This window comes from Variovorax paradoxus (assembly GCA_016806145.1).
Classification (GTDB): domain Bacteria; phylum Pseudomonadota; class Gammaproteobacteria; order Burkholderiales; family Burkholderiaceae_C; genus Variovorax.
On sequence record CP063167.1, the window covers coordinates 492501 to 515020 of the forward strand.

Here is a 22520-nt window from a genome sequence, read left to right on the forward strand (position 1 = left end):
ATGGGTCTTGTCTCTCGTCTCGTTGTAGGAAGGAAAAGCAGGGCTTCAGCCGGCCAGCAGCGCGCCGGCACCAGGCACCACCGGCGCCAGGTCCAGGTGCTCCAGCATCCGGCGCACGGTGCACACCGCCGTGGAGACGGTGGGAATGCCGGTCGCGTCCTGGATGCGCTGCACCGCCGGCAGCGACGGCATCTGCACGCAGGCCGAGGCGACGATGACGTCGGCACGGCGGGTGTCCAGCCGCTTCACGTCGTCGAGCAGCTGCAGCGGGTCGCGCCGTCCCACCTCGAGGTTGTCGGGGATCTCGAAGCAGATGGCATCGACCACCTCGATGCCCTCGTGCTCGATGTACTGCACGACCAGGTCGGTCAATGGCTTCATATAAGGCGCCATCAGCGCGATGCGCCGCGCCCCCAGGGTCTTGAGGCCCTCGACCAGCGCGCCGGCCGAGGTCATCACCGGCGCCAGGCATCGGTTGGCCCGCGCCACCTCGGTCAGTTCGCGCTCGGTCTGGCGGTGGTAGCCCAGGCCCATGGCCATGATGGCCACGAGGCAGGCCGTGCTCATCACGTCCACCTGCGCGTCGGCCAGTTCGGCGGCGCAGCGCAGGCTCTCCTTGTTCATCGCCGCCAGCTCCTCCTTCGTCACCTTGTGCATTCGCATGCGGCTCGAATGGAAAGTGAAGCGTTCGCCGGGTCGCTGCGCCTCGCGCGCGCGCAGCATGGCCGGGATCTCGGTCTCCATGGTGATGTTGGAGCTCGGCACGATCTGGCCGATGCGGAAGTTGCGGTTCATGGGTTCTCCTTCGATGGGCTCAATCGAGTGCGATGCGGGCGCGCTGCACCACCTGGGCGTAGCGCTGGGTGTCGGCGGCCTGCGCCCGCGCCAGCTCGGCGGGCCCGGCGCGCCAGGGTTCGAAGCCGAAGCCGGCCATGCGCTCGCGCACCGCGGGCTGCATCAGCGCCTTGGCGACGCCGGCCTGGATGCGCTCCACCGCCGGCGCCGGCGTGTTCTTCGGCGCATAGATGGCCACCCAGGTGCCGACCTCCATGCCCGCGGGCCCGCCGGCCTCGGCCAGCGTGGGCACGTTCTCGTAGCCGGCCAGGCGCTTCGCACCGCCGGCATAGGCCAGCAGCTTGACCTTGCCCGCGCGGTACAGCGGCCCCACGGTGGCGGCCGAACCGAAAGCCCAGTCGACCTCGCCGGTGGCCACGGCCGTGTAGAGCTGCGGCAGCTCCTTGAAGGGCACGTGCATCATGCGGATGCCCGCGGCGGCCTCGAACTGCGCGGTGCCCACATGGGCCACGCTGCCCTGCCCCCAGCTGCCATAGCTCACGCCCTCGGGTTTGGCCCGGGCCGCATTCACCAGGTCGGCCACCGATTTCCACGGCGAGTTGGCCCCCACCACGACGAAGAAGCCGGTGGTGTAGAGCCCCGCCACCGGCTCGAAGTCGCGCACCGGATCGAAAGGCAGCTTGCGGTACAGGTGCGGCTGCAGCGCCATGTAGGTGCTGTCCAGCGTCAGCAGCGTGTGGCCGTCGGGACGGGCACGGTTCACCTCGCCGATGGCCAGCCAGCCGTTGGCGCCGGGCTTGTTGTCCACCACCACCGACTGGCTCCAGTCGCGCGCCAGCAGCTCGCCGACATGGCGCATCACGGCATCGGGCCCGCTGCCCGCGGAGTACGGCAGCACGCTGCGCACCGTCTGCGTCGGGTAGCTGCCCTGCGCCAACAGCGGGGTGGTGGCCAGCGCGAGGGCGCAGAACGCCATCGCGCGACGCGTCGTCGCGCGAAAAATCGGGAACATGGTCGTCTCCTGTGGAAAGGCCGCGTCAGGCGGCAGGCTGCAGCGCCTCGCAGGCGCGGGTGAAGTGCGGGTCGCGCTGGCGCAGGTCCTCGTGGCTGACCTTGCCGGTGCGGCGCATGTAGTCGTAGGCAAAGGGCAGTGGGTCCAGGTGCATGCGCTCGCCCACGTTCTCGTACCAGTCGAGGCTGCGGCTGGCCGACTGCTGGAAGCTGCTCGAGGCATCGCGCCGCGCGGACTCGAAGGCCTGCAGCGCGGCCGGCAGGTCCTGCGGATGGGCGGCCACGCCGCGATGCAGCGCGATCGCGTCCTGCATCGCCATGCGGGTGCCCGATCCCAGCGAGAAATGCACCGTGCGCAGCGCATCGCCGAGCAGCACGATGTTGCCGTGGCTCCAGCGCTCGTTGCTGACGATGTTGGCCTCGAACCAGAGCGAGCGGTTGGTCAGCAGCTCGTTGCCGCCGAGCTCGGGACGGAACACCTCGGCGCAGAAGCGCCGGCTCTCCTCTTCGCTCGCGCTGTCGAGCCCCGCGCGCCGCCAGGTGTCGGGATCCACTTCGACCAGGAAGGTCGACAGCTCCGGCCCGTACTGGTAGCTGTGCGCGATGAACACGCCATGCGCGGTTTCACGAAAGATCAGCGAGACCGGATGGAAGCGCTGGTGCGTGCCGTACCAGGCGAACTTGTTGCGCCGGCGCACGAACCGCGGGCGGAACTGCTCGGCCATCTGGGTGCGCACCGCGCTGTTGCCGCCATCGGCCGCGACCAGCAGGTCGCAATCGGCCGCCAGCGCCCGAGCGTCCTCGACGCGCCGGCCATACTCGATGCGCACGCCCTCGCGCTCGCAGGCCTGCTGCAGCACGCGCAGCATGTCGATGCGCGAGGTGCGCGAGAAATGGTTGCCATGCACCTGCACATGGGTGCCGCGATGGACGATCTCCATGTAGTCGCAGCGCTCGTGGTGCGCGATGAAGGCCTGGAAGAAATCCGGATCGGCCTCCTTCAGGAACGACAGCCCGATGTCGGAGAAGACGACGCCCCAGCCGTAGGTGGCGCCCTCGGGGTTCTGCTCGTGCACCGTGATCCGGTGCGAGCGATCGTGCTTCTTCGCCAGCAGCGCGAAGTACAGGCCGGCCGGGCCGGCACCGATGATCTCGATCTTCATGGGGTGGACTCCTCGGGTGTCGATGGAACGCCCGCCGCGGAGCAATCGCGCTGGTAGTCCAGCAGCGCCTGGCGGAACGCGGGCGGTATCTCGATGGAAGTGCGCTCGGGCCGCGCCACGCACACCGGCGTGAGCAGCGCGTCGAACACCGGCTCGCCCTGCGGCGTGGTCGCGGCGATCGCCAGCACGTAGGTGCGGCTTCTCACCTCGGCCACGCGCACCGTCATGTCGAATTCGTCGTCGGGCCGCAGCGAGCGCACGAAGTCGAAGGACAGCGCCCGGCTCGGCGTGCCGAAGCCCTGCGCGTTCTTCGCCTGCTGCGGCGTGGTGCCGAACAACACGCCGTAGAACAGCTCGGCGGCCGAGATCACGTAGTCGGCGAAGGTCGCGGTGTAGACCACGCCGGCCGGGTCGCACTCGCCCCAGCGCACGCGGCGACGCACGACCAGCGGGCGTTCGCTGCGCAGGTACTCGATGGGCACGGGCGCGCTCATGGCTGCTGCTCCTGCTGCAGCAAGGCCGCGATGCGTTGCTTCATGGCGGGCTTGTCGACCTTGCCCACGCGCGTGAGCGGGAACTCGGCCACCACCTCCACGCGCTCGGGGCATTTGTATTTCGCCAGCCCGCGCTCGACCAGGAAGCGCCCGAGCGCCTGCACGTCCGGTGCCGCCATGCCGGGGCGCGGGATGATGAAGATGCAGCCCTTCTCGCCATAGAAGGGATCGGGCATCGCGACCAGCTTGGCATCGGCCACGGCCGGATGCTGGCTCGCATGGCCCTCGACCTCCTCGCAGCCGATCTTCTCGCCGCCGCGGTTGATGTTGTCGCGCAGGCGGCCCTCGAATGCGTAGTGCAGCACGCCATCCACGCGGTGCGCCGTCACCATGTCGCCGGTGCGGTAGAAACCGTCGGCGGTGAACGACTCGGCATTGGCTTGCGCGTTGGCGAAATAGCCGGTCAGGCTCGACGGACCGCGAAAGCACAGCTCGCCCGCCAGCCCCTGCGGCACCGGCTCTTCGGACGCCGGCTCGAGCAGGCGGATCTCGTCGTCGTCGCAGCCCGAGCAGCCCTGCGTCCGATGGCGCGCCTCCACCGATGCATCGGCGGGCGATCCCAGCAGCAGGCCCTCGGTGATGCCGTAGAGGTTGGAGCACGGCACGCCGAGGTGCGCCTCCAAGGTGTCGGCGCGGCTCATGGTGGAGAACAGCCGCAGCGACGACAGGTCGTGGCGCGCGATGTCGCGGTAGGCCAGCAACTGCGGCGCGATGGGACCGATCGACAGCGCATGCGTCACGCGGTGCTTGCCGATCAGGTCGAGCATGCGCGGGATGTCCACCTTCGACATCAGCACCACCGGCACGCCCATCAGCACGGGCGGAATCAGCGCATAGAGCTGGCCGGCGTTGTGCATCAGCGGCAGCGACCAGATCAGCCGGCTGTCGGCATCGATGCGGTAGCGCCGCATCCAGCCCGCCGAATGCCCCAGGTACTCGGCATGAAAGCGCGGAATGATCTTGGGCACGCCGGTGGTGCCGCCCGACAGCTGGAAGCTCAGCACGTCCGCCAGCCCGAGCCGCACGCGCGCGAGCACCTCTCGTGCCCGCGCGAGCGGCATGTCGTCGATCAGCCCCTGCAGGCTGGCCGCACCCGGCCGTTCGCCGCGCACCACGACAAGGTGCCGCAGGGACGCATGGCGCGCCATCATGGTTTCGGCAAAGGCCGGCAGGTCGAAGCTGGTGCCGAAGTCCGCCTGCACGAAGTAGCCGCGCGCGCCCGATTGCGTTGCGAGCTGGCCGATCTCGATCTCGCGATGCTGCGGCAGCGAGCACACCGGCACGATGCCGGCCTTGAAGCAGGCCAGCAGCGCGATGGCGGTCTCCACCGTGGTGCCGAGCTGGAAGATCGCGCGGTCGCCCGGCGCGAGGCCCAGGCTCAGCAGCGCGGCGCCGAGCCGCTCGGTGGCATCGTCCAGCTGCGCGAAGTCGATGGAGCGGTCGTCGCCGATGAAGGCCAAGCGCTGCGGATGGCGCCGCGCGGTCGCGCGCAGCGCATCGCCCACGGTGCTCGAAATCCAGGCGCCGCTGGCCAGCGCGGCTTCGGCCCGCGCCGCCGCCGGGTAGATCACGCCGGCGATGGGGTGTTCGACAAGGGTCGGCATGTGTGTCTCCTGCGTGCCCGGCTCAGGCCCGCGCCGGCGCGATGCGCAGCACGTCGCGGTCGAAGCGCTCGATGCGCCCGTGCACGCCGCCGGTCAGCATGCCGTACCACAGCGCCGGTTTGAAGCCCAGCGCCTTGCGCTCGAACTCGATGGCGGCGTCGGCCTCGATCAGGTCGTACTCCGCGCCTTCGCGCACCCGGCAATCGGGGTGCCGCCGTGCGGCACTCACCAGCGGCGCGAACTCCTCCACGCGCGGCACCGGCAGGCGGATCGGCGCCTCGGACGCCACGCCATGCGCGGCCACCAGCACGGCCTTGCGCTGCCAGATCGCGTCGACCGGGCCCAGTGCATGGCCGGTTTCGCGCACCGCGTCCTCCGCCGCCATCGCGGCCTCGAGCGTGAGTCGCGCATCGGTGGCGTCGAGGGCCGTCAGCGGGCGCAGCTTGTGCGTGAACTCGACGAAGTAGCCGTTCGGATCGCGCACGTAGATCGACTCGATCACCTCGTGCCGCGTCTCCACCGAGACCTCGAGGCCCTGCGACTCCAGGCGCTGCTTCCAGGCGCGCAGCGCCTCGGGCCCCTCGACGAGCCAGGCCGTGTGCGTGGCATCGGCGACATGGTCGTCGGGCAGCGGCCGGGCGGCGGCACGCTCGCGCAACCCCGCCGGTTCCTCGCTGCCCAGGTAATAGAAGAAGGCGATGGTGCTGCCGTTGCCGCTGTCGAAGAAGAAGTGCAGGAAGTCCGGATGCGTGGCCGGCCCCCAGCCGCGCGCGGAGATCACGTGCACCAGCGGCAGGCCGAGCTTGTCGCGGTAGAACTCGACGGTCTCGCGCAGCCGCCAAGTCGGGCGCGCCGTGTGGTCGACGCCGCGCAGGGGCGGCGGTGAAAGGTCTGGAACGGGCATGGCGGGGCCTCCTCGAAGAAAACAGGATGTCGATGGGCGGGCGCCGCGGCGCCCGGATAAAGGAAATCAGCTCAGTGCGGAAACCGCGCCTGCAGCCACTCGGCCAGCAGCCGGCCAGCCTCGAGCCGGCCTGGCGGCTCGCCGCTCGCCAGTGCACGGCCGTGGTGGTCGCCGCGCACGCTCAGGTGGCGCTTGTCCGGCGAACCGATGGCCTCGACGATGCGCTGCACATCGCTCGGGAAGCAGGCCTGGTCGCCCGTGTACTCGATCACCAGCACGGGCTGGGTGATGGCGGGCGCGGTCTTCGCCAGCGAGGCGTTGGACGACAGCGCCGACCAGGTCGACAGCCAGCTCTCGGGCGTGCACTGGCGCGCGAAGCCGACGGCGCCGTAGTTGGAGGCATAGGGATCGGCGCCCCACAGCGAACCGAACCGGCGCTCCGAGGCATCGAGCGACAGGTCGAAGCAGCGCAGGTCGGCGTCGGTGCGCCAGACGTTGAAGATCGGCGTGTGGCCGGCGAGCCGCTGGTCTTCCGCGTCGGGCGTTCCATCGGCGGCCAGCGCCTCCTTCACGCGCTGTCGCGCGGCCTGCCGACGCGCGACGAGCGTTCGCGCGCGCTCGTCGATGCGGGCCACGCGGGCCCGCTGCGCCTGGCGGTAGCGCGCCACGAACTCGGCGCCGTAGCGGGTCTTGCCCTTGCCGGCATAGCCGTTGGCGGGCGACAGCGGATCGAGCGCGGGATCGACCGACAGCGGATCGTTCTCGTCGACCACGCTGGGATCGATGCAGTTCAGCAGCAGCGCGCCCTGGCCCGGATGCGGGCCGACCAGCACGAAGCCGTCGGCCAGCGGCATCTCGAGGTCGGCCAGCTGCGTGGGCCGGCCACCGGGCGTGCGCGCGATGCGCTGCGCGCCCGGCAGCGCCGACTGCTGCGCATACAGCGCATAGAGCCCGGCCCCGCCGGAATTGCCCAGCAGCACGATGCGGCGGAAGCCCGCGGCGCGCAGGTACTGCAGGCCGGCGGCCACGTCGTGCAGCGCCAACTCGTGCTCCAGCCGCAGGTCGTTGCCCACGGAGCGCGGCGACTGCGACCAGGCCGCATGGCCCGCGCCCACGATGTCAGGGATCAGGTAATGGCAGGCCATGAACTCGCGCGGATGCATCACGCACACCACCGTATCGGTGGGCGTGGCCGGGCGGTACAGCGAACCGCCGGTGGCGGCCTGGTCGGCGGTGCGCAGCACCACGTTGGTGGTGACGGTGCCAGGCGGCACATCGCGCGGATTCCAGTCGGTGTTGAGAAAGCCGGCGGTGGCCTGGGCGGCTGGTGGGGAAGACGGGCTTGGACGGCTCATTGGGGCGAATCGCGCGCAGGCGCTCCTGGCATTGACGTGCGCCAATGCTAGGCCTCTTTGACACTAACGTCAAATATTTGACGTTGGTGTTAATACCGATTCGCGGGCCGTGCGATCAGCCCTTGGTGCCGAGCGTGCTCTCGAGCTGTTCCAGCGCATCGCGCATGCGCGACAAGGCCTGGCCGACCTCCGCCTGCCCGGCCGCGCCGCGTGTCGACGCGCGCGCTTTTTTGACGGAACTGTCGACACGCAGCATCCGCAGCCCCAGCTCGGCGATCAGTTCGGCCACGGGCTCGACCGGCTCGTTGCGGCGGCTGTCGAACCACCACGCCGACCAGTTGCACATGCCGATGATCGAGAAGGCCGCGACGTCGGCATCGACCGGCACGAACACGCCCTGCGCGATGCCGCGCCGGATCACGTTCACGAAGTCGTCCCGCACGGCGCGGCGCGCCGCCTGCGCGGCCAGGCGCTGCGCTTCGGGCAGGCTGCTCTCGCTGCGCTCGACCACGCGAAACTGCAGCGGGTGCGCGAGGATCAGGCCGGCGTGGTGCAGGATCAGTTGGCGCAGGCCTTCGTCGGGAGAGATTTCCGCGCGCCGCGCCACTTCCTTCGTGAGGTCGCTGGCGCGCTCGGTCACGTCGCGGGTCAGCGCCTCGAGCATCGATTCCTTGCTCGGGAAGTAGTAGTAGAGCGCCGTGCGCGTCATGCCGACGGCATCGGCGATGTCATTGATGTTGGTGCCGCCGAACCCCTTCTCGATGAACAGCAGCGAGGCCGCGTCGAGGATCGTCTGGCGCTGCGCATCGCCGCGCGTGGGGCGGCTTTTCTTCGCCGGTGCCGGTGCTTTGCTCATGGGCTTTCGCGCCGGCTCGCTCAGGCCGCGGCCCGTCGTCGGCCCGCGCCCGCTTCCTGCAGCTTGCGCACCTGCACGTCGCGCCCGGTGACCAGCGTGCCATCCTGCGCGTGAATCTCGATGCGGCGCAACGGGCGCCCCCCGGAGCGATCCAGCATCTCGGAATGCTTCTCGCCCTTGCGGTACATGAAGCGTTCGCCCCACTGGCGGAAGGCGACCACGAGCGGGAACAGTTCCTCGCCCTTCTTCGTCAGCATGTATTCCTGGTAGGCCGAGCCATCCGACGCCGGCGCCAGCTCGAGCACCTCCTCGTCCACCAATGTCTTGAGCCGGTCGGCCAGGATGTTCTTGGCCACGCCCAGGTCGCGCTGGAAATCGGAGAAGCGGCGCGTGCCGTCGAAGGCATCCCGAACGATGAGCAGGGACCAGCGGTCCCCGACGATCGACAGCGCGCGCGCCATCGGGCACGGGTCGACCCGCATCGCTTCTGACTTGGCCATGGCCTGGACCTCCTTCGTTAGTGGTTGTAATTCTAAACCACTTGGCATATGCTCGTTCTGGTTTTGTTATGAAACCACATAGGCCCACCTCACAACCCGAGACGCTCCTCACCTCCACGAGGCCAACGATGACCCTCATTGATTTCTCTCATGCGCCTTCCGTCCGCGACGCACGACGCACACGCCGGACCTCCCTGCTGCACGGCCTCCTTCTCGCGGCGTGCTGCGCGTTGATGCCCGCCGCCGCGAATGCGGCGGACCCGGTCAAGGTCGGATCGATCTTCGACCTGACGGGCGGGCTCAACATCTACGGCCTGCAGCAAAGCCGGGCGCTGCGCCTGGCGGTCGACGACATCAATGCCCAGGGCGGACTCCTGGGCCGGACGGTGGAGGTGGTGCAGGCCGATGCGCAGTCGGAACTCAACAAGTACCCGCAGTACGCCAACACGATGGTCATGCGCGACCGCGTGGCCGCGCTGTTCGGCGGTCTCACCAGCTCCGCGCGCGAGGCGGTGCGCCCCGTCGCGCGGCGCAGCAACACGCTGTACTTCTATTCGTCGCTGTACGAAGGCGGCGTGTGCGATTCGCACACCTTCCTCACGGGTCCGTCGGCCTCGCAGCAGCTGAGCGTGCTCATCCGCTGGGCGGTGCAGCGTTATGGCAAGCGCATCTACGTGATGGCCGCCGACTACAACTTCGGCACCATCTCCGCCGCCTGGGTGCGGGAGTACGCGCGCCAGGCCGGCGCCGAAGTCGTCGGTGTCGAGTTCCTGCCGCTCACGGTGACCGATTACTCCTCGACGATCCAGAAGATCGAGGCGGCCAGGCCGAGCTTCGTGTTCGCACTGCCCGTCGGCGCCAACCAGACCGGCTTCATGGAGCAGTTCGCCGCGGCGGGCCTGGGCCAACGCATGGGCATCGTGTCGACCAACTTCGGCTCGGGCAACCAGCAGATCGTGGTCTCGCCCCAGGCCACCGCGGGCGTCGTGGTGTCGCTGCCCTACTTCGAGTGGATCGACAACCCGCAGAACAAGGCCTTCCGCTCCGCGTGGCGCCAGGCCTACGGCGAGAAGGAGCCGATCGTCGAGGCCGCGGTCGACGTCTGGAATGCCGCGCAGCTGTGGGCCGCCGCCGTGCGCAAGGCCGGCGCCTTCGACACCGCGAAGGTGCGCGCGGCGCTGGAGAGCGGACTGGAACTGAAGGCACCGAACGGCCCGGTGGCGCTCGTGCCCAGGTCGCACCACCTGCGCCAGAGCATGTACATCGCGCAGGGCAATGCGCAGCGCGGGTTCGACCTCGTGACGCACATCCCCGACGTGGAACCCGTGTACGAGAACGAGCGCTGCGACATACTGAAGCAGCCCGCGCAAGCGACCCAGTTCACGCCCGCCGGCACCTGATCGCCATGGACTGGAACTATCTGCTGCAGGCGGTCGTGCTGGCCCTCACCAGCGCGGCCATCCTGCTGATCGCCACCCTGGGCCTCGGCGTGGTCTTCGGCCTGATGGGCGTGGTGAACCTCGCGCATGGCGAGTTCATCATGTTCGGCGCCTACACCGCATTGACGGCGACGCAGCACGGCGTGCCGTTCTGGCTCGCCTGCGTTCTCGCCGCGGCGTTCACCGGCGTCTTCGGCGCGGTCGTGGAGCGCCTGCTGATCGCCCGGCTTTACGGCCGGCTGCTCGACACCATGCTCGTGACCTGGGGCATCGGCCTGGTGATGTACCAATGCGCGGTGCTGCTCTTCGGCACGGTCACGCCGGGCATCGGCATGCCGCTGGGCTCGGTGCGCATCGGCGGCGGCGTGGTCTCGACCTACCTGCTGGTGCTGGTCGCCATCGCGGCCGGCCTGTCCGTTGCGCTCTACCTGCTGCTCACACGCACCGGCTATGGCGTGCTCGCACGCGCCGTGGTGCAGGACCGGACCACGGCCGCGGCATTGGGCATCGACGCGCGCCGGCTGAGCTGCATCACCTTCGCCATCGGAAGCGCCTCCGCCGGCCTGGCCGGTGCCGTGCTGCTGCCCGTGATTCCGGCCGCGCCCAACATGGGCTTCGCGCTCGCCATCAAGGGCTTTCTCGCCGTCGTCGCGGCGGGGCCGGCCATCGTCTCGGGCACCGTGCTGTCGGTGCTGTCGCTGGGCTCGGGCTCCGCCATGGTCGCGAGCTATGGCTCGCGCGTGCTGGGCGACCTGCTGTTCTTCGGTGCCACCCTGCTGTTGCTGTGCCGGTTCCCGCTCGGCGTCACCCAGGGCTGGCGCCTCAAACTCTAAGGATCGATCGCGTATGTCGTCTTCCCCTTCCAGCACGCCCGTGGCATCGGCACCCGGCCGCGCGCCCGCGGCGATCCTTCGCCTGCCCCGCTGGCTGCCGGCGCCGGCCGCCACTTGCGCGCTGCTGCTCGCGGTGCCGTGGATCGAGCCCTACCTCGCGAACACCATCGCCTCCTGGCTCATCGCCGGCCTGCTCGGCCTGAGCCTGGCCCTCGTGTGGGGCCAGATGGGCTTCCTCAGCCTGGGCCAGACCGCGCTCTACGGCCTCGGCGGCTATGCCGGCAGCGTCCTCGCCATCAACCTGGCGCCGGGCCTGGGCAACCCGCTGCTGCTGGCCGCGCCCTTCGGCGCGCTGGTCGGCGCGCTCGCGGCGGCCGGCATCGGCTGGGTCGTGTTCTACGGCCGCCTCGGGCAACTGCAGGGCACGATCCTCACCTACACCTGCACGCTGATCCTCTGGACCGCCTCGGTGTCGCTGAACGCCGGCATCGGGCGGGCGAGAGTGGGCGGCGACAACGGCATGTCCGACATCCCCGGCTTCGTCGCCGGCCTGGGCCTGGACGCACCGCCGATGACACCGAACCAGACCCTGGCCTGCGTGCTGGTCGTGTGCGCGCTCGTGTACCTCGGCTGCCGCTGGCTGATGGCATCGTCCTTCGGCCGCGTGGTGCAAGGCATTCGCCACAGCGCCGAGAAGACCGAACTGCTCGGCTACGACACCCGGCGTTTCCAGCTGGTGCTGTTCGCGGTGTCGGGTGCGATCGCGGGACTGGCGGGCACGCTGTACGCCGCCTGGGGCGCCTACATCAGCCCCTCGATCTTCAGCGCGCAGGAAGCGCTGCTGGTCCCCATCTACGTTCTTGCCGGCGGCATCGGCAGCCTCGCGGGTGCCTTCCTCGGCGCGGTGCTGGTGGGCGCGCTGTCGTTCTGGCTCGGCGGCGGCGCGGCCGGTGGACAGGCCACGCTGATCCTGGGCCTGTGCCTGATCGCGCTGGTGCTGTTCGCACCGCGCGGGCTGGCCGGCATGGCCGGCGCGATCGCGCGCGGCCTGGCCCGGCAACGCATGCCGTCCGCCACCAATGCTTCGGCGCTGCAGCATGCGAGCGTGAATGCCGAGGGCCTGGCGCGCATCGCCAGCGCGGGACCGCCGCGTGGACGCGTGGCCTTCGATGCCACCGCGCTGATCAAGCGCTTCGGCGGCATCGTGCCGGTGAACACCGTGTCACGCAGCTTCGCCGAGGGCCGTGCCGCGGCGCTGATCGGCCCCAACGGGGCTGGCAAGAGTTCCTTCCTGCGCTGCTGCAGCGGACAGTACCGGCTCGACGGGGGCACGGTCACGATCGACGGGCGCGATGTCACGCGCTGGCCCCTGTTCCGGCGCGTGCAGGCCGGCGCCGGCATCAAGACCCAGGCGCCGCTGGTCTATGCCGAACTCAGCGTGCACGAGAACCTCTGGATCGCCGCCCATCGCGTGGCACGGGATGCGCGCCAGGCCGCCGTCGCCGCCGACGAGGCGCTGGCGGCCATGGGCCTGCAGGCGGTGGCCCGGCTGCCCGCCGGGTCGCTGCCGCATGGCGGGCGCCAATGGCTGGACATCGCGATGGTGCTGATCCAGCGACCGCGGATCGTGTTCCTCGACGAACCCGCCGCCGGCATGTCGGGCGAGGAGCGCCGCGCGCTGGCGCGGTTGCTGGCCACGCTGGGCAGCACGCTGGCCGTCGTCGTCGTCGAGCACGACATGGAGTTCGTGAAACAGCTCGGTGGCCACGTGTCGGTGCTGCACCAGGGGCAGCTGTTCGCCGAAGGCAGCATCGACGCACTGCGTGCCGACGAGCGGGTGCTGGACATCTACCTCGGAAGGAATGCCCATGTTCAAGCTCACTGAGGCTTCGGGTGGCTACGGCGCCCTGCCTGCGCTCGACGGCGTCTCGCTGCGGGTCGGGCGCGGCGAGATCGTCGCGCTGCTGGGCCGCAACGGCTCGGGCAAGACCACGACCTTCAAATACATCATGGGCCTGCTGACCCGCTACGGCGGCGAGGTGCGCGTCGACGGCCAGGCGATCGCGCATGCGCCCGAGGCACGCGCACGAGCCGGTATCGGCTACGTCCCGCAGGGACGCCACGTGTTCGCGCGGCTCTCGGTCGCCGAGAACATCGCGGCCGCGGCCATCGCGCACGGCCACGATCCGCGCCACGCGATCGACGCCGGGCTGGCGCTGTTTCCGGCGCTGGTGCCGCGCGTGCGTGCCCTCGCGGGTCAGCTCAGCGGCGGCCAGCAGCAGATGCTGGCGATCGCGCGTGCACTGGCGATCCGGCCGCGCCTGTTGCTGCTCGACGAGCCCACGGAGGGCGTGCAGCCCTCGATCGTCGGCGAGCTCGCCGACAGCCTGCGGCGCCTGCCTGCCCAGGGCCTGTCGATCCTGATCGCCGAGCAAGACCTCGACTTCGCGCTGGGACTCGCCGACAGCGCCTATGTGCTGCATCGCGGCGCCATCGAACGCAGCACCACCGCGCAGCAGCTGCGCGCCGACACCTCCGCCTTGCAGGAACTGCTGGGCGTCTGAGTCTTCGATTTCGCTTCTGGTTGCAAAACACAACCTGAATTTGCTATGCTCAGCGTGGTTGTAATTTGCAACCAACATCCAAAGGAAACAGAACATGATTCATTCGAACGAAGCGGTCCGCGATACCTTCAGCGCGGTGTCGAAGGACGGGCTGGTGGCAAGCCCCGTGCGCGTCGCGGTGGTCCAGTGCGACCCCAAGGTCGGCGTGGAGAACCTGGAACGCAACCTGCATGCCGCGCAGTCCCACCTCGAGGCCGCGGCCAGGCAGGGCGCAAAGCTCGTGGTCCTGCCGGAGCTGGTGACCACCGGCTATTGCTTCACCGGTCGCGACGAGGCTTTCGCGCACTCGGAGACCATTCCCGATGGCCGCGCCGTGAGCAGCTGGGTCGCCATCGCGGCCAAGCACGACATCTACATCGTCGGCTGCATCGTGGAGCGCGACGAAGACCGCATCTACGACACCGCCGTGCTGATCGGCCCGAAGGGCTACATCGGCCGCTACCGCAAGACCCATCTGTGGAACAACGAGAAGCTCTGGTTCACGCCCGGCGACGAGGGCTTCCCCGTGTTCGACACGCCCATCGGCCGCATCGGCCTGCTGGTGTGCTGGGACATCTGGTTTCCCGAGACCACCCGCATCGTCGCGCAACAGGGCGCGGACATCATCTGCCTGCCGACCAACTGGGTGTGGACGCCGCCGCCGCTGTACGACGCCAGCGGAGTCTGCATGGCCGCCTACCTGACCATCACCGCCGCCCATGCGAACAACGTGTTCATCGCGGCGGCGGACCGCGTGGGCCAGGAGCGCGGTGCCGGCTTCATGGGCAACTCGCTGATCACCAGCACCAACGGCTGGCCGGTCGGCAAGATCGCCGGCCCCGAGGAGGAGACCATCCTCTATGCGGACATCGACCTCGGCGCCGCGCGCCTCGCGCCGATCTGGAACCAGAACAACGACCTGCACCGCGATCGGCGCACCGACCTGTACGACCAGCTGCTCGGCTACGAAGGCGGCCGCGCGCTGCCGCGATAGCTTCGTTGCGCGCCTGGCAAGGCGCGCATTCCTACGACCGACGGCCGCGTGCTCCACGCCATGGCCGTCGGCCCTGCCGCACTGCTCCAACGGAAGCCACCATGAGTCCCCCCGAAGTCCCGCCCCCTCCCACCCTCACCGCGTTCTCCGACGCATTCCGTCGCGGCGAAGCGCGCAGCATCGACGCTGTCGAACGCTGCCTCGCGAACATCGCCGATCCCGTCGGCGAGGGAAGTCGCGTCCACACCCGCGTCTGGCCCGCGTCGGCCCGCGCGGTCGCCGGCGCCATGGACGTGCTGCGAGCGCATGGCCATGTGCCCTCGGCGCTCGCCGGTGTCCCGATCTCGATCAAGGACCTGTTCGACGTCGAAGGCGAAGTCACCCGGGCCGGATCGCCGGCCCTCGACGATCGGCCGCCGGCATCGCGCGATGCGCCGGTGGTCGAGCGCCTGAAGCGCGCGGGCGCCGTGCTGGTCGGCCGCACCAACATGCCGCAGTTCGCCTATTCGCTCGTCGGCCTGAACGCGCACCATGGAACGCCCGGCAACCCCTGGGACCGCCGGCGCATTCCCGGCGGCTCGTCGTCGGGGGCGGCCGTCAGCGTCGCCGACGGCATGGCCATGGCGTCGATCGGCTCCGATACCGCGGGATCGATCCGCGTGCCCGCCGCGCTGTGCGGCGTCGTCGGCTTCAAGCCGACGCAGGACCGGGTGCCGCTCGCGGGCAGCATTCCGCTCGCCCCCTCCTTCGACACCATTGGTCCGCTCGCGCGTTCGGTGCAGGACTGCGCGCGCGTCTTGGGCATCCTCAGCGGCGAAGGCGATCGCGCATTGACGCCGGTGCGGCTGGCCGGACTGCGGGCCGGCGTACCCGCCAGCCTGTTCGCGGCCGGGCTCGACGCGCAGGTGGCCCCGGCCTTCGAACGGGCCACCTCGCGCCTGAAGGAGGCCGGCCTGCACGTCGAGGCCCACGACCCGCCCGCGCTGGAGCGCGTGCTCGCGCAGCGCGGGCATTCGCTGATCCAGTTCGCCGAGGCCTTCGCCTGGCACCGGGAGCTGGTTGAGCGGCGCGGCGCCGACTACGACCCGCGCATCCGTGCGCGGATCCTGATGGGCCGCGACATCTCCGCGGCCGATTACCTGGCGGCGACGGCGCTGCGCCCGCGCCTGCAGCGGCAGTTCGACGCCGAGTCCGCCGAGCTCGACATCCTGCTGCTGCCGACCGTGCCCGTCGTCGCGCCGTTGCTGTGCGACTGCGAAGACAACGAAGACACGGTGCGCACGCAGTTGCTGCGCAGCACCGCGCCCTTCAACTACCTCGACCTGTGCGCGATCAGCATCCCCATCCATCGCCCGGGCCACGCGCCCGTCGGCTTGCAGCTCGTGGGGCGCCGCGGGCAGGACTGGCGGCTGCTGTCCATCGCGCATGCCATCGAGGCCCTCGTTTCCCTACCCTGATCCCGGAGATCTTCATGCCCTACCTTCAGATAGACGTCCACCGGAAGTACCCCGCCGCCGTCAAGCAGCAGCTCGCGCAACGCTTCGGCGCGATCTACAGCCAGCACATGCAGGCCAACGTGCGGCGCATCTCGGTCGCCATCCGCGAACTCGAGGATGGCCTCTGGCGCTGCACCGACCACGAGCCCTACGCAGCCGCGCTCATCATGTGCGACATCCGCAAGGGGCGGCCGCCGGAGCAGCGCGCGGGCCTGGCCGCGGCGCTGGTCGAGGCCACGACGCAACTGCTCGAACTGCGGATCGACCAGGTCAACGTCGAGTTCACCCAGCACAGCGGCGACGAGATGTACCACCCGCTGCTCGGCGGGCTCAGCGACGACTGGCAGGCGTCCGAAGCCGGCGGTTGATTTCGACAGCCCGCTGGACGTCGCTGCCCTGCTCGCCGGCATCGCCGATCCGCTCCACGCATCGCTCCAGGGGACGCAGCACCTCGTCATACGCATCGAGCGAGGGAAAGACCAGCGTCTCGCGCCGCGACAGCGCGTCGGTCTCGCGGCCGAGCTGCTCGAGCATCGCGCCCCGCTCGGCCTGCGTCACATAGGGCACGTGGTAGGCCACGAAAGGCTTGAACACCTCGTAGCCGACATAGCCGAGCGAGCCCTGCAGCAAGGGCCGCAGCATCAGTTCGATCGATCCGTGGATGCCGGTTTCGCCGAACATGTGGCTGCGCCCGCCCAGCGAGGTGACGACCAGGGCTCGCTTGCCCGCCATGGGCGCGCGGTCGTAGATGCGCTTGCCGCCGTAGAAGAGCCCCGACAGGAACACGCGGTCGATCCAGCCCTTCATGATGGCCGGCACCGAGAACCAGAACACGGGGAACACCAGCACCAGCAGCTCGGCCTGCCTGACGGCCTCGACCTCCGCGAGGATGTCGGGGGCCAGGGCGCGGCGCTGCCATCCATGGCGCTGCTCGAGCGAATAGACCAGGTAGTCGGGCTTCTCGCGCTCGACGAAGTCGGCCGCGCTCGCCACCGGGTTGAAGCCCATGGCATGGAGATCCGAGAGCCCGACCTGCCAGCCGTCGGCGGTCAGCCGCTCGGACACGCGGTCGCGCATCGCCGCGACGAAGGACTTCGGTTCGGGATGGGCATACACGATGTGCGCCTTGCGCGGTGTCGGTGCTGTCATGGCTGGATTCATCCGGTCTGCTGCAAGGCGCGGCGCTCGGCCACGCCGGTGTTGATCAGTTCGATCTCCTCGTCGATGCGCGCACGCACCTCCGCGGCCGGGACCAGCAGCGACTTGATGCGTTGGCAGGTCTTCGGGTCCTTGGCCGCCAAGGCGCGGGCCCGGTGCTGCAGGCAGGTCGCGAGTTCATTGGCCGGTGCCAACTCGGAGACGAGCCCCCAGTCGTGGGCCTGCTGCCCGGTGAAGGCTTCGCCGCCCAGCAGCAGGCGCCTCGCCCTGAGCGCACCGATGGCGCGCGCCAGCAGAAGGGAACTCCCGGCCTCGGGGGCGATGCCCAGGTCGACGAACGGCAGCTTCATGACCGCGTCGGGCGTCGCGACCACCCAGTCCGCGTGCAGCAGCATCGTCACGCCGATGCCGGCGGCCGAGCCGTGCACGCCGATCAGCAGCGGCTTGCGCACGTCGGCCAGTGCATGAAGGAAGCACGGCACCGGGTCTCCCGGGCCCTGCGGCCAGCTGTCGAAGGCGCTCAGGTCGTGGCCCGCGCAGAAGTTGGGCCCGAGGCCGGACAAGGTGATCGCCCGCACGGCGTCGTTGGACTGCGCCAGCCCCAGGCTCTCGGCCAGGGCTCTGAACATGGTCATCGTGAGCGCGTTGCGCTTGGACGCGCGATGGATCTGGATGCGCCACACGCCGTCGTCCAGTGTCGAGAGGATGCCTTCGGCCGCGCGCACGGCGCTGCGGCTGCGGCGGTCCGTCGTTGGCGAAGCGTTCGTCACCAGCCGTACTCCAGGTACTTGCCGTAGCCGTCCGCCATCGGTCCCGGCGGCAGCGGCTTGCCGGTGATGGACTCGAAGAGCTCGGCCTGGCGCGCCCGCGCCGCCGCGACCGCGCGCTCCTTCACATGGCCATAGCCGCGGATCTGCTGCGGCAAGCGCGCGAGTTCCAGGCACGGCGACGCATGGCTGCCCAGGTGCGCGACCACGGTGCCGATCGCGGCGCGGTACTCCTCGACGAGCGCGCGCTCGGTGCGGCGCTCGTGCGTGTAGCCGAAGAGGTCGAAGGGCGTGCCGCGCAGCACCTTGCCGTGCCGCAGCACGCGAAAGGCCCGGCCCATCCAGGCGCCGTAGGCCGTCTTCTGAAGCTCGCCCTTGTCGTTCTTCCTGGCGAGCAGGGGCGGCGCGAGGTGATATTGCAGCTGGATCTCCCCGTCGAACTGGCGGCGGATCGAGTCCATGAACTCCGGATCGGAATGAAGGCGCGCGACCTCGTACTCATCCTTGTAGGCCATGAGCTTGAAAAGGTTCTGCGCCACTGCAACAACAAAACTTTGGCGGTGCGTCTCGTCAGCGCACTGGCTGTCGACGAACCGGACGAAGGCGGCGAACCTGCGCGCATACGCCGGTCCCTGGTAGGCCACCAGCCGCTCGGACAGACGCGCGACGGTTTCCTCGGGCGTGCGATTGACGCGCGGCAGCCACTGCACCGTGCTCGCGGGCTTCATCGCGGCGAGCACGCGCGGCGCGTCGTGCGCCCACCAGCGGCCGAGCCGGAACGCCTGCGTGTTCTTCTCGACCTGCTGCCCGTTGAGTTCGATCGCGCGTTCCAGCGCCTGCGACGACAGTGGAATCCAGCCCTTCTGCCAGGCGAAGCCGAGCATGACGAGGTTGGCGTAGATGGCGTCGCCGAGCGCCCAGGTGGCCGCCTCCTGCGCCTTGAGCCACTGGACGTCCGCGCCGCAGGCCTTTTCCAGCGCCGCCTTCAGCGCCTGCGTCGGCAGGTTCCAGTCCGCGTTCTTCACGAACTCCGAGGTCGGCGCCACGTCGAGGTTCACCACCGCGCGGGTGCGGCCCTCGCGCAGGCGGGCGAGGCTGTCGGGATGCGCGCTCACGACGAGGTCGCAGCCGATCAGCACGTCCGCCTGCGCCGACGCGATCCGCGACGACAGGATCGCCGACTGCGTGGGCGCGAGCTGCACGTGGCTCCACACCGCGCCACCCTTCTGCGCGAGCCCTGCCATGTCGAGCACGCTGCAGCCGCGGTGGCTCAGGTGGGCCGCCATGCCGATCAGGCTGCCGATGGTCACCACGCCGGTTCCGCCGACGCCGTTGACGAGGATGCCGCAGGTGCCGTCGAGCTCGGGCACCACCGGCTCCGGCGGCGGCTCCCAGGCAAGCACATCGCTCCTGGACGGGCTCGAGCGAAGCTTGCCGCCCTTCACCGCCACGAAGCTCGGGCAGAAGCCCTGGGCGCAGGAGAAGTCCTTGTTGCAGGACGACTGGTTGATCCTGCGCTTGCGCCCCAGCTCCGTCTCCAGCGGCTCCACCGACAGGCAGTTGCTCTTGACCGAGCAGTCGCCGCAGCCCTCGCACACCTCGGGATTGATGACGTAGCGGATGGCCGGGTCGGGATAGGTGCCGCGCTTGCGTCGCCTGCGCTTCTCGCTCGCGCAGGTCTGGTCGTAGATCAGCACCGACACGCCCTCGAAGGCGGCGAGTTCGCGCTGCACGCGGTCGAGCTCGCCGCGCTCGTGCACCGTCGTCCCTGCGGCGAAGCGCGTGCCCGCGTCGCGGTACTTCCCGATGTCGTCGCTGACGACCGCGATGCGGCGCACGCCCTCGGCGGCGACCTGCTCGGAGATTCGCGAGACCGTGAGCTGGCCTTCCACCGGCTGCCCGCCCGTCATGGCCACCGCGTCGTTGAACAGGACCTTGTAGGTCACGCAGGCATCGGCCGCCACCGCCTGCCGGATCGCCAGCGACCCCGAGTGGAAGTAGGTGCCGTCGCCGAGGTTGACGAAGATGTGCCTGCGCGTCGAGAACAGGCGCTGCGCGATCCACGGCACGCCCTCGGCGCCCATGTGGGTGTAGGCCTTGGTGTCGCGGTCCATCCAGTTCGCCATGTAGTGGCAGCCGATGCCGGCCATGGCGCGCGATCCCTCGGGCACCACGGTGGAGGTGTTGTGCGGGCAGCCCGAGCAGAAGTAGGGCTTGCGCACCGCGGCCGGCGCCGCCGGTGCGCCATGTGCCAGGGCGCGCGGGTCGGCCTCGAAGGCATTCACCGGAAGGCCCAGGCGCTCGGCGATCGCGGCGGCGATCTCCGGCGGCGTGAGCTCGTAGTCGCTGCGCAGCAGGCGCTCTTCGGCGCCCACGCTCCACTCACCGCCGATGCCGCCGCGGCTCTTGCCCGAGATGCGGATGGCCTTGCGGCCCTCGACCGCGTCCGCATAGAGCTCGTCCTTGAGCTGCTGCTCGATCAGCGGACGCTTCTCCTCGACCACGAGCAGTTCGTCGAGGCCGCTCGCGAACGCGCGCACGATCTGCGGCTCCAGCGGCCAGACCATGCCGAGCTTGAGCACCGCGACACCGCGCTCGGCCGCCTGCGCGTCGGTCCATCCGAGCAGGCGCAAGGCTTCGCGCACGTCGTTGTAGCTCTTGCCGGCGCACACGATGCCCAGCCTCGACGAGGCGGTCTTGAGCGCGATCGTGTTGAGCCCGTTGGCGCGGCAGTAGTCGAGCGCGGCGGGCAGCTTGTGCCGCACGATGCGCGGCTCCTGCTCGGCCCACACGTCGGGCCAGCGGATGTGCAGGTCCGGCGGCGGCGCTTCGCCCGCGTCCGGCAGGTTCACCGTCACCCGCTGCGGGTCCACGTCGGCGACGGCCGTCGTCTCCACCACGTCCGACACGCATTTCATGCCCACCCACAGGCCGCTGTGGCGGCTCATCGCCCAGCCATGCACGCCGAGGTCAAGGTACTCCTGCACGCTGCTGGGATACAGCACCGGGATGAACGCCGCCACCAGCGCCTGCTCGCTCTGGTGGCCGAAGGTCGAGGACTTGGCCGTGTGGTCGTCGGCCGCCAGCACCAGCACACCGCCGAGCCGCGAGGTGCCGGCGCCGTTGCCGTGCTTGAGCGCGTCGCCGCTGCGGTCGACGCCGGGCCCCTTGCCGTACCACAGCGCGAAGACGCCATCGACCCTGGCCTCCTCGGGAAACAGCGCGAGCTGCTGCGTGCCCCAGCAGGCCGTGGCGGCCAGGTCCTCGTTGATCGCCGGCTGGAAGCGGATGTCGCGTGCCTCGAGGCGGGCCTGCGCGCCCCACAGCGCCTGGTCGAGCCCCGACAGCGGCGAGCCGCGGTAGCCGCTGACGAAGCCGCCCGTGCGCAACCCCGCGCGGCAATCCCGTTCCCCCTGGTTCAGCAGCAGCCGGACCAGCGCCTGAGTGCCGCTCAGGTAGGCCGCGCCGCCGCCGTCGTACTTGTCGTCGAGGGAAACCGAGCGCAATGCGCGCTGGATCTCCGGGTCACCGTGTCCCATCGGGGTCTCCGCGTCGTAATTTGAGTGTCACTCAACTATACATGCGCAACTCCGAAGTTGGCAACAGGCGCACCAATGCCAGCCGCGCACGCGCGGCTTGAGCTTGACTCATTTTTTGGAGGCCGGCGTCGATATCGGGCCGGGGCCGCCCGACCGACGCGCTAGGCGGCGTCTTCGGCCGAGCCCGCGTCGCGCTCGAGCCGGCGCACCGCCGCGAGCACATCGGACTGGAAGCGGCGGGCGGCGCGCGCCGGCGCCGCCTCGAATGCGAACGCCGCCATCAACATCGCGGTCAGCTGCGAGGCGGTCGATGCGATCGAGGGCTTGGTGCCGGTGGTCACGTAGTCCCACAGCACGTGTTCCATCGAGCCGTACACCATGTCGCGCATCAGGCGCAGCGGCACGTCGCCGCGCACCTCGCCGAGTTCGCGCGCCTCGCTCAACGCCGCCATGAAGGGCGAGGTGTAGCGCCGCTTGAGTTCGGCGATCAGCCCGGAGAACTCGGCATCGACCATCCGCCCCTCGCCGAGGACCAGCGCGCACAGTCCGATGCCGTCGCCCATCAGATGGGTCAGGTGGCGCTGGATCACGAAGCGCAGCCTGGCCTCGAAGCCGGCGATCGCCGGCACCTGCTCCTCGAGCTCGATGCTGATCTCGTCGTACCAGCGGCCCACCACGTCGATGCACAGGCGCCGCTTGCTCTCGAAGTAGGTGAACAGCGTCGCCTCCGACACCCCCGCGCGCTGGGCGATCTCCGAGGTCGTCGAGCGCTCGAAGCCGCGCTCGGCGAAGACCTCGCGCGCCGCCGCCAGCAGGCTCGCCTGGGTGCGCTCGGATTTTTCGCCCCGGGGGGCGCGACGCGGCGTGGCGGCTTTGGTGACGGACATGTCTGCGGAAGGTTCGAGAGAGCTGGACTGGCCGCCATTATGGAAGTGAACCCGCGGCCGCC

20 protein-coding genes and 1 pseudogene (1 of these 21 only partly in view) are annotated in these 22520 nt (G+C 69.9%); 7 read left to right on the forward strand and 14 right to left on the reverse strand.

Translation table 11 applies throughout. From position 1 onward, the window contains the following. The 10 genes and pseudogenes from INQ48_33245 to INQ48_33290 all read right to left on the reverse strand — a co-directional run. A pseudogene (locus INQ48_33245) lies at positions 1 to 2 on the reverse strand (porin); it reaches 1284 nt to the left of the window's first position. A 43-nt stretch (positions 3 to 45) separates the two neighbouring features. Beyond that, complete coding sequence (locus INQ48_33250) at positions 46 to 795, reverse strand: aspartate/glutamate racemase family protein (protein QRF62406.1); 750 nt, start codon at positions 793 to 795, stop codon at positions 46 to 48. Positions 796 to 814: 19 nt separating this feature from the next. Continuing rightward, a complete protein-coding gene (locus INQ48_33255; protein QRF63055.1) occupies positions 815 to 1771 on the reverse strand; it encodes a tripartite tricarboxylate transporter substrate binding protein in 957 nt (318 codons plus the stop codon). Positions 1772 to 1832: 61 nt separating this feature from the next. Further along, positions 1833 to 2969 carry an FAD-dependent monooxygenase gene (locus tag INQ48_33260; protein ID QRF62407.1) on the reverse strand — a complete coding sequence of 379 codons (1137 nt, stop codon included), beginning with the start codon at positions 2967 to 2969 and terminating at the stop codon, positions 1833 to 1835. Then, positions 2966 to 3463, reverse strand: coding sequence for a thioesterase family protein (locus INQ48_33265; protein QRF62408.1), 498 nt, complete (start codon positions 3461 to 3463; stop codon positions 2966 to 2968). The genes INQ48_33260 and INQ48_33265 overlap by 4 nt, the downstream gene beginning before the upstream one ends. Then, positions 3460 to 5127: an AMP-binding protein gene (locus INQ48_33270; GenBank protein ID QRF62409.1), complete on the reverse strand. Its 1668-nt coding sequence runs from the start codon at positions 5125 to 5127 to the stop codon at positions 3460 to 3462. Before INQ48_33270 ends, INQ48_33265 begins: the two co-directional genes overlap by 4 nt. A 22-nt stretch (positions 5128 to 5149) precedes the next feature. Beyond that, positions 5150 to 6031, reverse strand: coding sequence for a VOC family protein (locus INQ48_33275; GenBank protein QRF62410.1), 882 nt, complete (start codon positions 6029 to 6031; stop codon positions 5150 to 5152). Positions 6032 to 6102: 71 nt separating this feature from the next. After that, positions 6103 to 7386 (reverse strand): alpha/beta hydrolase, encoded by a 1284-nt coding sequence (locus INQ48_33280; protein QRF62411.1) that lies wholly within the window; start codon positions 7384 to 7386, stop codon positions 6103 to 6105. A 115-nt stretch (positions 7387 to 7501) separates the two neighbouring features. Continuing rightward, a complete protein-coding gene (locus INQ48_33285) occupies positions 7502 to 8242 on the reverse strand; it encodes a TetR family transcriptional regulator (GenBank protein QRF62412.1) in 741 nt (246 codons plus the stop codon). Between the two features lie 20 nt (positions 8243 to 8262). Next, positions 8263 to 8742: a helix-turn-helix transcriptional regulator gene (locus INQ48_33290; GenBank protein ID QRF62413.1), complete on the reverse strand. Its 480-nt coding sequence runs from the start codon at positions 8740 to 8742 to the stop codon at positions 8263 to 8265. Between the two features lie 233 nt (positions 8743 to 8975). Between INQ48_33290 and INQ48_33295 the strand changes: the two genes are divergently transcribed. From INQ48_33295 to INQ48_33325, 7 genes are all read left to right on the forward strand, one after another. After that, positions 8976 to 10142 (forward strand): ABC transporter substrate-binding protein, encoded by a 1167-nt coding sequence (locus tag INQ48_33295; GenBank protein ID QRF62414.1) that lies wholly within the window; start codon positions 8976 to 8978, stop codon positions 10140 to 10142. Between the two features lie 5 nt (positions 10143 to 10147). Further along, positions 10148 to 11014, forward strand: coding sequence for a branched-chain amino acid ABC transporter permease (locus INQ48_33300; protein ID QRF62415.1), 867 nt, complete (start codon positions 10148 to 10150; stop codon positions 11012 to 11014). Positions 11015 to 11027: 13 nt separating this feature from the next. Continuing rightward, positions 11028 to 12899 carry an ATP-binding cassette domain-containing protein gene (locus INQ48_33305; GenBank protein QRF62416.1) on the forward strand — a complete coding sequence of 624 codons (1872 nt, stop codon included), beginning with the start codon at positions 11028 to 11030 and terminating at the stop codon, positions 12897 to 12899. Next, entirely contained in the window at positions 12883 to 13578 is a 696-nt protein-coding gene (locus INQ48_33310) for an ABC transporter ATP-binding protein (protein QRF62417.1), read from the forward strand. The genes INQ48_33305 and INQ48_33310 overlap by 17 nt, the downstream gene beginning before the upstream one ends. Positions 13579 to 13672: 94 nt before the next feature. Next, the gene (locus INQ48_33315) at positions 13673 to 14611 is read left to right on the forward strand and encodes a nitrilase family protein (protein QRF62418.1); all 939 of its coding nucleotides are present in this window, start codon (positions 13673 to 13675) and stop codon (positions 14609 to 14611) included. Positions 14612 to 14712: 101 nt separating this feature from the next. Beyond that, complete coding sequence (locus tag INQ48_33320) at positions 14713 to 16068, forward strand: amidase (GenBank protein ID QRF62419.1); 1356 nt, start codon at positions 14713 to 14715, stop codon at positions 16066 to 16068. Positions 16069 to 16082: 14 nt separating this feature from the next. Continuing rightward, positions 16083 to 16475 carry a tautomerase family protein gene (locus tag INQ48_33325; protein QRF62420.1) on the forward strand — a complete coding sequence of 131 codons (393 nt, stop codon included), beginning with the start codon at positions 16083 to 16085 and terminating at the stop codon, positions 16473 to 16475. On the opposite strand, the gene INQ48_33330 is transcribed toward INQ48_33325, so the two are convergent. The 4 genes from INQ48_33330 to INQ48_33345 form a co-directional block, all read right to left on the reverse strand. Next, a complete protein-coding gene (locus tag INQ48_33330) occupies positions 16438 to 17256 on the reverse strand; it encodes an NAD(P)H-dependent oxidoreductase (protein QRF62421.1) in 819 nt (272 codons plus the stop codon). The two genes, INQ48_33325 and INQ48_33330, sit on opposite strands and share 38 nt — an antisense overlap. An 8-nt stretch (positions 17257 to 17264) precedes the next feature. Then, on the reverse strand, positions 17265 to 17990 hold the full coding sequence (locus INQ48_33335) for an enoyl-CoA hydratase/isomerase family protein (GenBank protein ID QRF63056.1): 726 nt from the start codon (positions 17988 to 17990) through the stop codon (positions 17265 to 17267). 41 nt (positions 17991 to 18031) lie between these two features. Further along, positions 18032 to 21571, reverse strand: coding sequence for an indolepyruvate ferredoxin oxidoreductase family protein (locus INQ48_33340; protein ID QRF62422.1), 3540 nt, complete (start codon positions 21569 to 21571; stop codon positions 18032 to 18034). A 161-nt stretch (positions 21572 to 21732) separates the two neighbouring features. Beyond that, complete coding sequence (locus INQ48_33345) at positions 21733 to 22458, reverse strand: TetR/AcrR family transcriptional regulator (GenBank protein QRF62423.1); 726 nt, start codon at positions 22456 to 22458, stop codon at positions 21733 to 21735. Positions 22459 to 22520 lie beyond the last annotated feature (62 nt).

Excerpts from the sequence above, each read along its gene's own strand:
- INQ48_33280 (QRF62411.1), bottom strand. The coding sequence starts at position 7,386 with ATGAGCCGTCCAAGCCCGTCTTCCCCACCAGCCGCCCAGGCCACCGCC.
- INQ48_33290 (QRF62413.1), bottom strand. The coding sequence starts at position 8,742 with ATGGCCAAGTCAGAAGCGATGCGGGTCGACCCGTGCCCGATGGCGCGC.
- INQ48_33310 (QRF62417.1), top strand. The coding sequence starts at position 12,883 with ATGTTCAAGCTCACTGAGGCTTCGGGTGGCTACGGCGCCCTGCCTGCG.
- INQ48_33285 (QRF62412.1), bottom strand. The coding sequence starts at position 8,242 with ATGAGCAAAGCACCGGCACCGGCGAAGAAAAGCCGCCCCACGCGCGGC.
- INQ48_33270 (QRF62409.1), bottom strand. The coding sequence starts at position 5,127 with ATGCCGACCCTTGTCGAACACCCCATCGCCGGCGTGATCTACCCGGCG.
- INQ48_33325 (QRF62420.1), top strand. The coding sequence starts at position 16,083 with ATGCCCTACCTTCAGATAGACGTCCACCGGAAGTACCCCGCCGCCGTC.
- INQ48_33305 (QRF62416.1), top strand. The coding sequence starts at position 11,028 with ATGTCGTCTTCCCCTTCCAGCACGCCCGTGGCATCGGCACCCGGCCGC.
- INQ48_33275 (QRF62410.1), bottom strand. The coding sequence starts at position 6,031 with ATGCCCGTTCCAGACCTTTCACCGCCGCCCCTGCGCGGCGTCGACCAC.
- INQ48_33315 (QRF62418.1), top strand. The coding sequence starts at position 13,673 with ATGATTCATTCGAACGAAGCGGTCCGCGATACCTTCAGCGCGGTGTCG.
- INQ48_33340 (QRF62422.1), bottom strand. The coding sequence starts at position 21,571 with ATGGGACACGGTGACCCGGAGATCCAGCGCGCATTGCGCTCGGTTTCC.
- INQ48_33300 (QRF62415.1), top strand. The coding sequence starts at position 10,148 with ATGGACTGGAACTATCTGCTGCAGGCGGTCGTGCTGGCCCTCACCAGC.
- INQ48_33265 (QRF62408.1), bottom strand. The coding sequence starts at position 3,463 with ATGAGCGCGCCCGTGCCCATCGAGTACCTGCGCAGCGAACGCCCGCTG.
- INQ48_33330 (QRF62421.1), bottom strand. The coding sequence starts at position 17,256 with ATGACAGCACCGACACCGCGCAAGGCGCACATCGTGTATGCCCATCCC.
- INQ48_33250 (QRF62406.1), bottom strand. The coding sequence starts at position 795 with ATGAACCGCAACTTCCGCATCGGCCAGATCGTGCCGAGCTCCAACATC.
- INQ48_33320 (QRF62419.1), top strand. The coding sequence starts at position 14,713 with ATGAGTCCCCCCGAAGTCCCGCCCCCTCCCACCCTCACCGCGTTCTCC.
- INQ48_33345 (QRF62423.1), bottom strand. The coding sequence starts at position 22,458 with ATGTCCGTCACCAAAGCCGCCACGCCGCGTCGCGCCCCCCGGGGCGAA.
- INQ48_33260 (QRF62407.1), bottom strand. The coding sequence starts at position 2,969 with ATGAAGATCGAGATCATCGGTGCCGGCCCGGCCGGCCTGTACTTCGCG.
- INQ48_33295 (QRF62414.1), top strand. The coding sequence starts at position 8,976 with ATGCCCGCCGCCGCGAATGCGGCGGACCCGGTCAAGGTCGGATCGATC.
- INQ48_33255 (QRF63055.1), bottom strand. The coding sequence starts at position 1,771 with ATGGCGTTCTGCGCCCTCGCGCTGGCCACCACCCCGCTGTTGGCGCAG.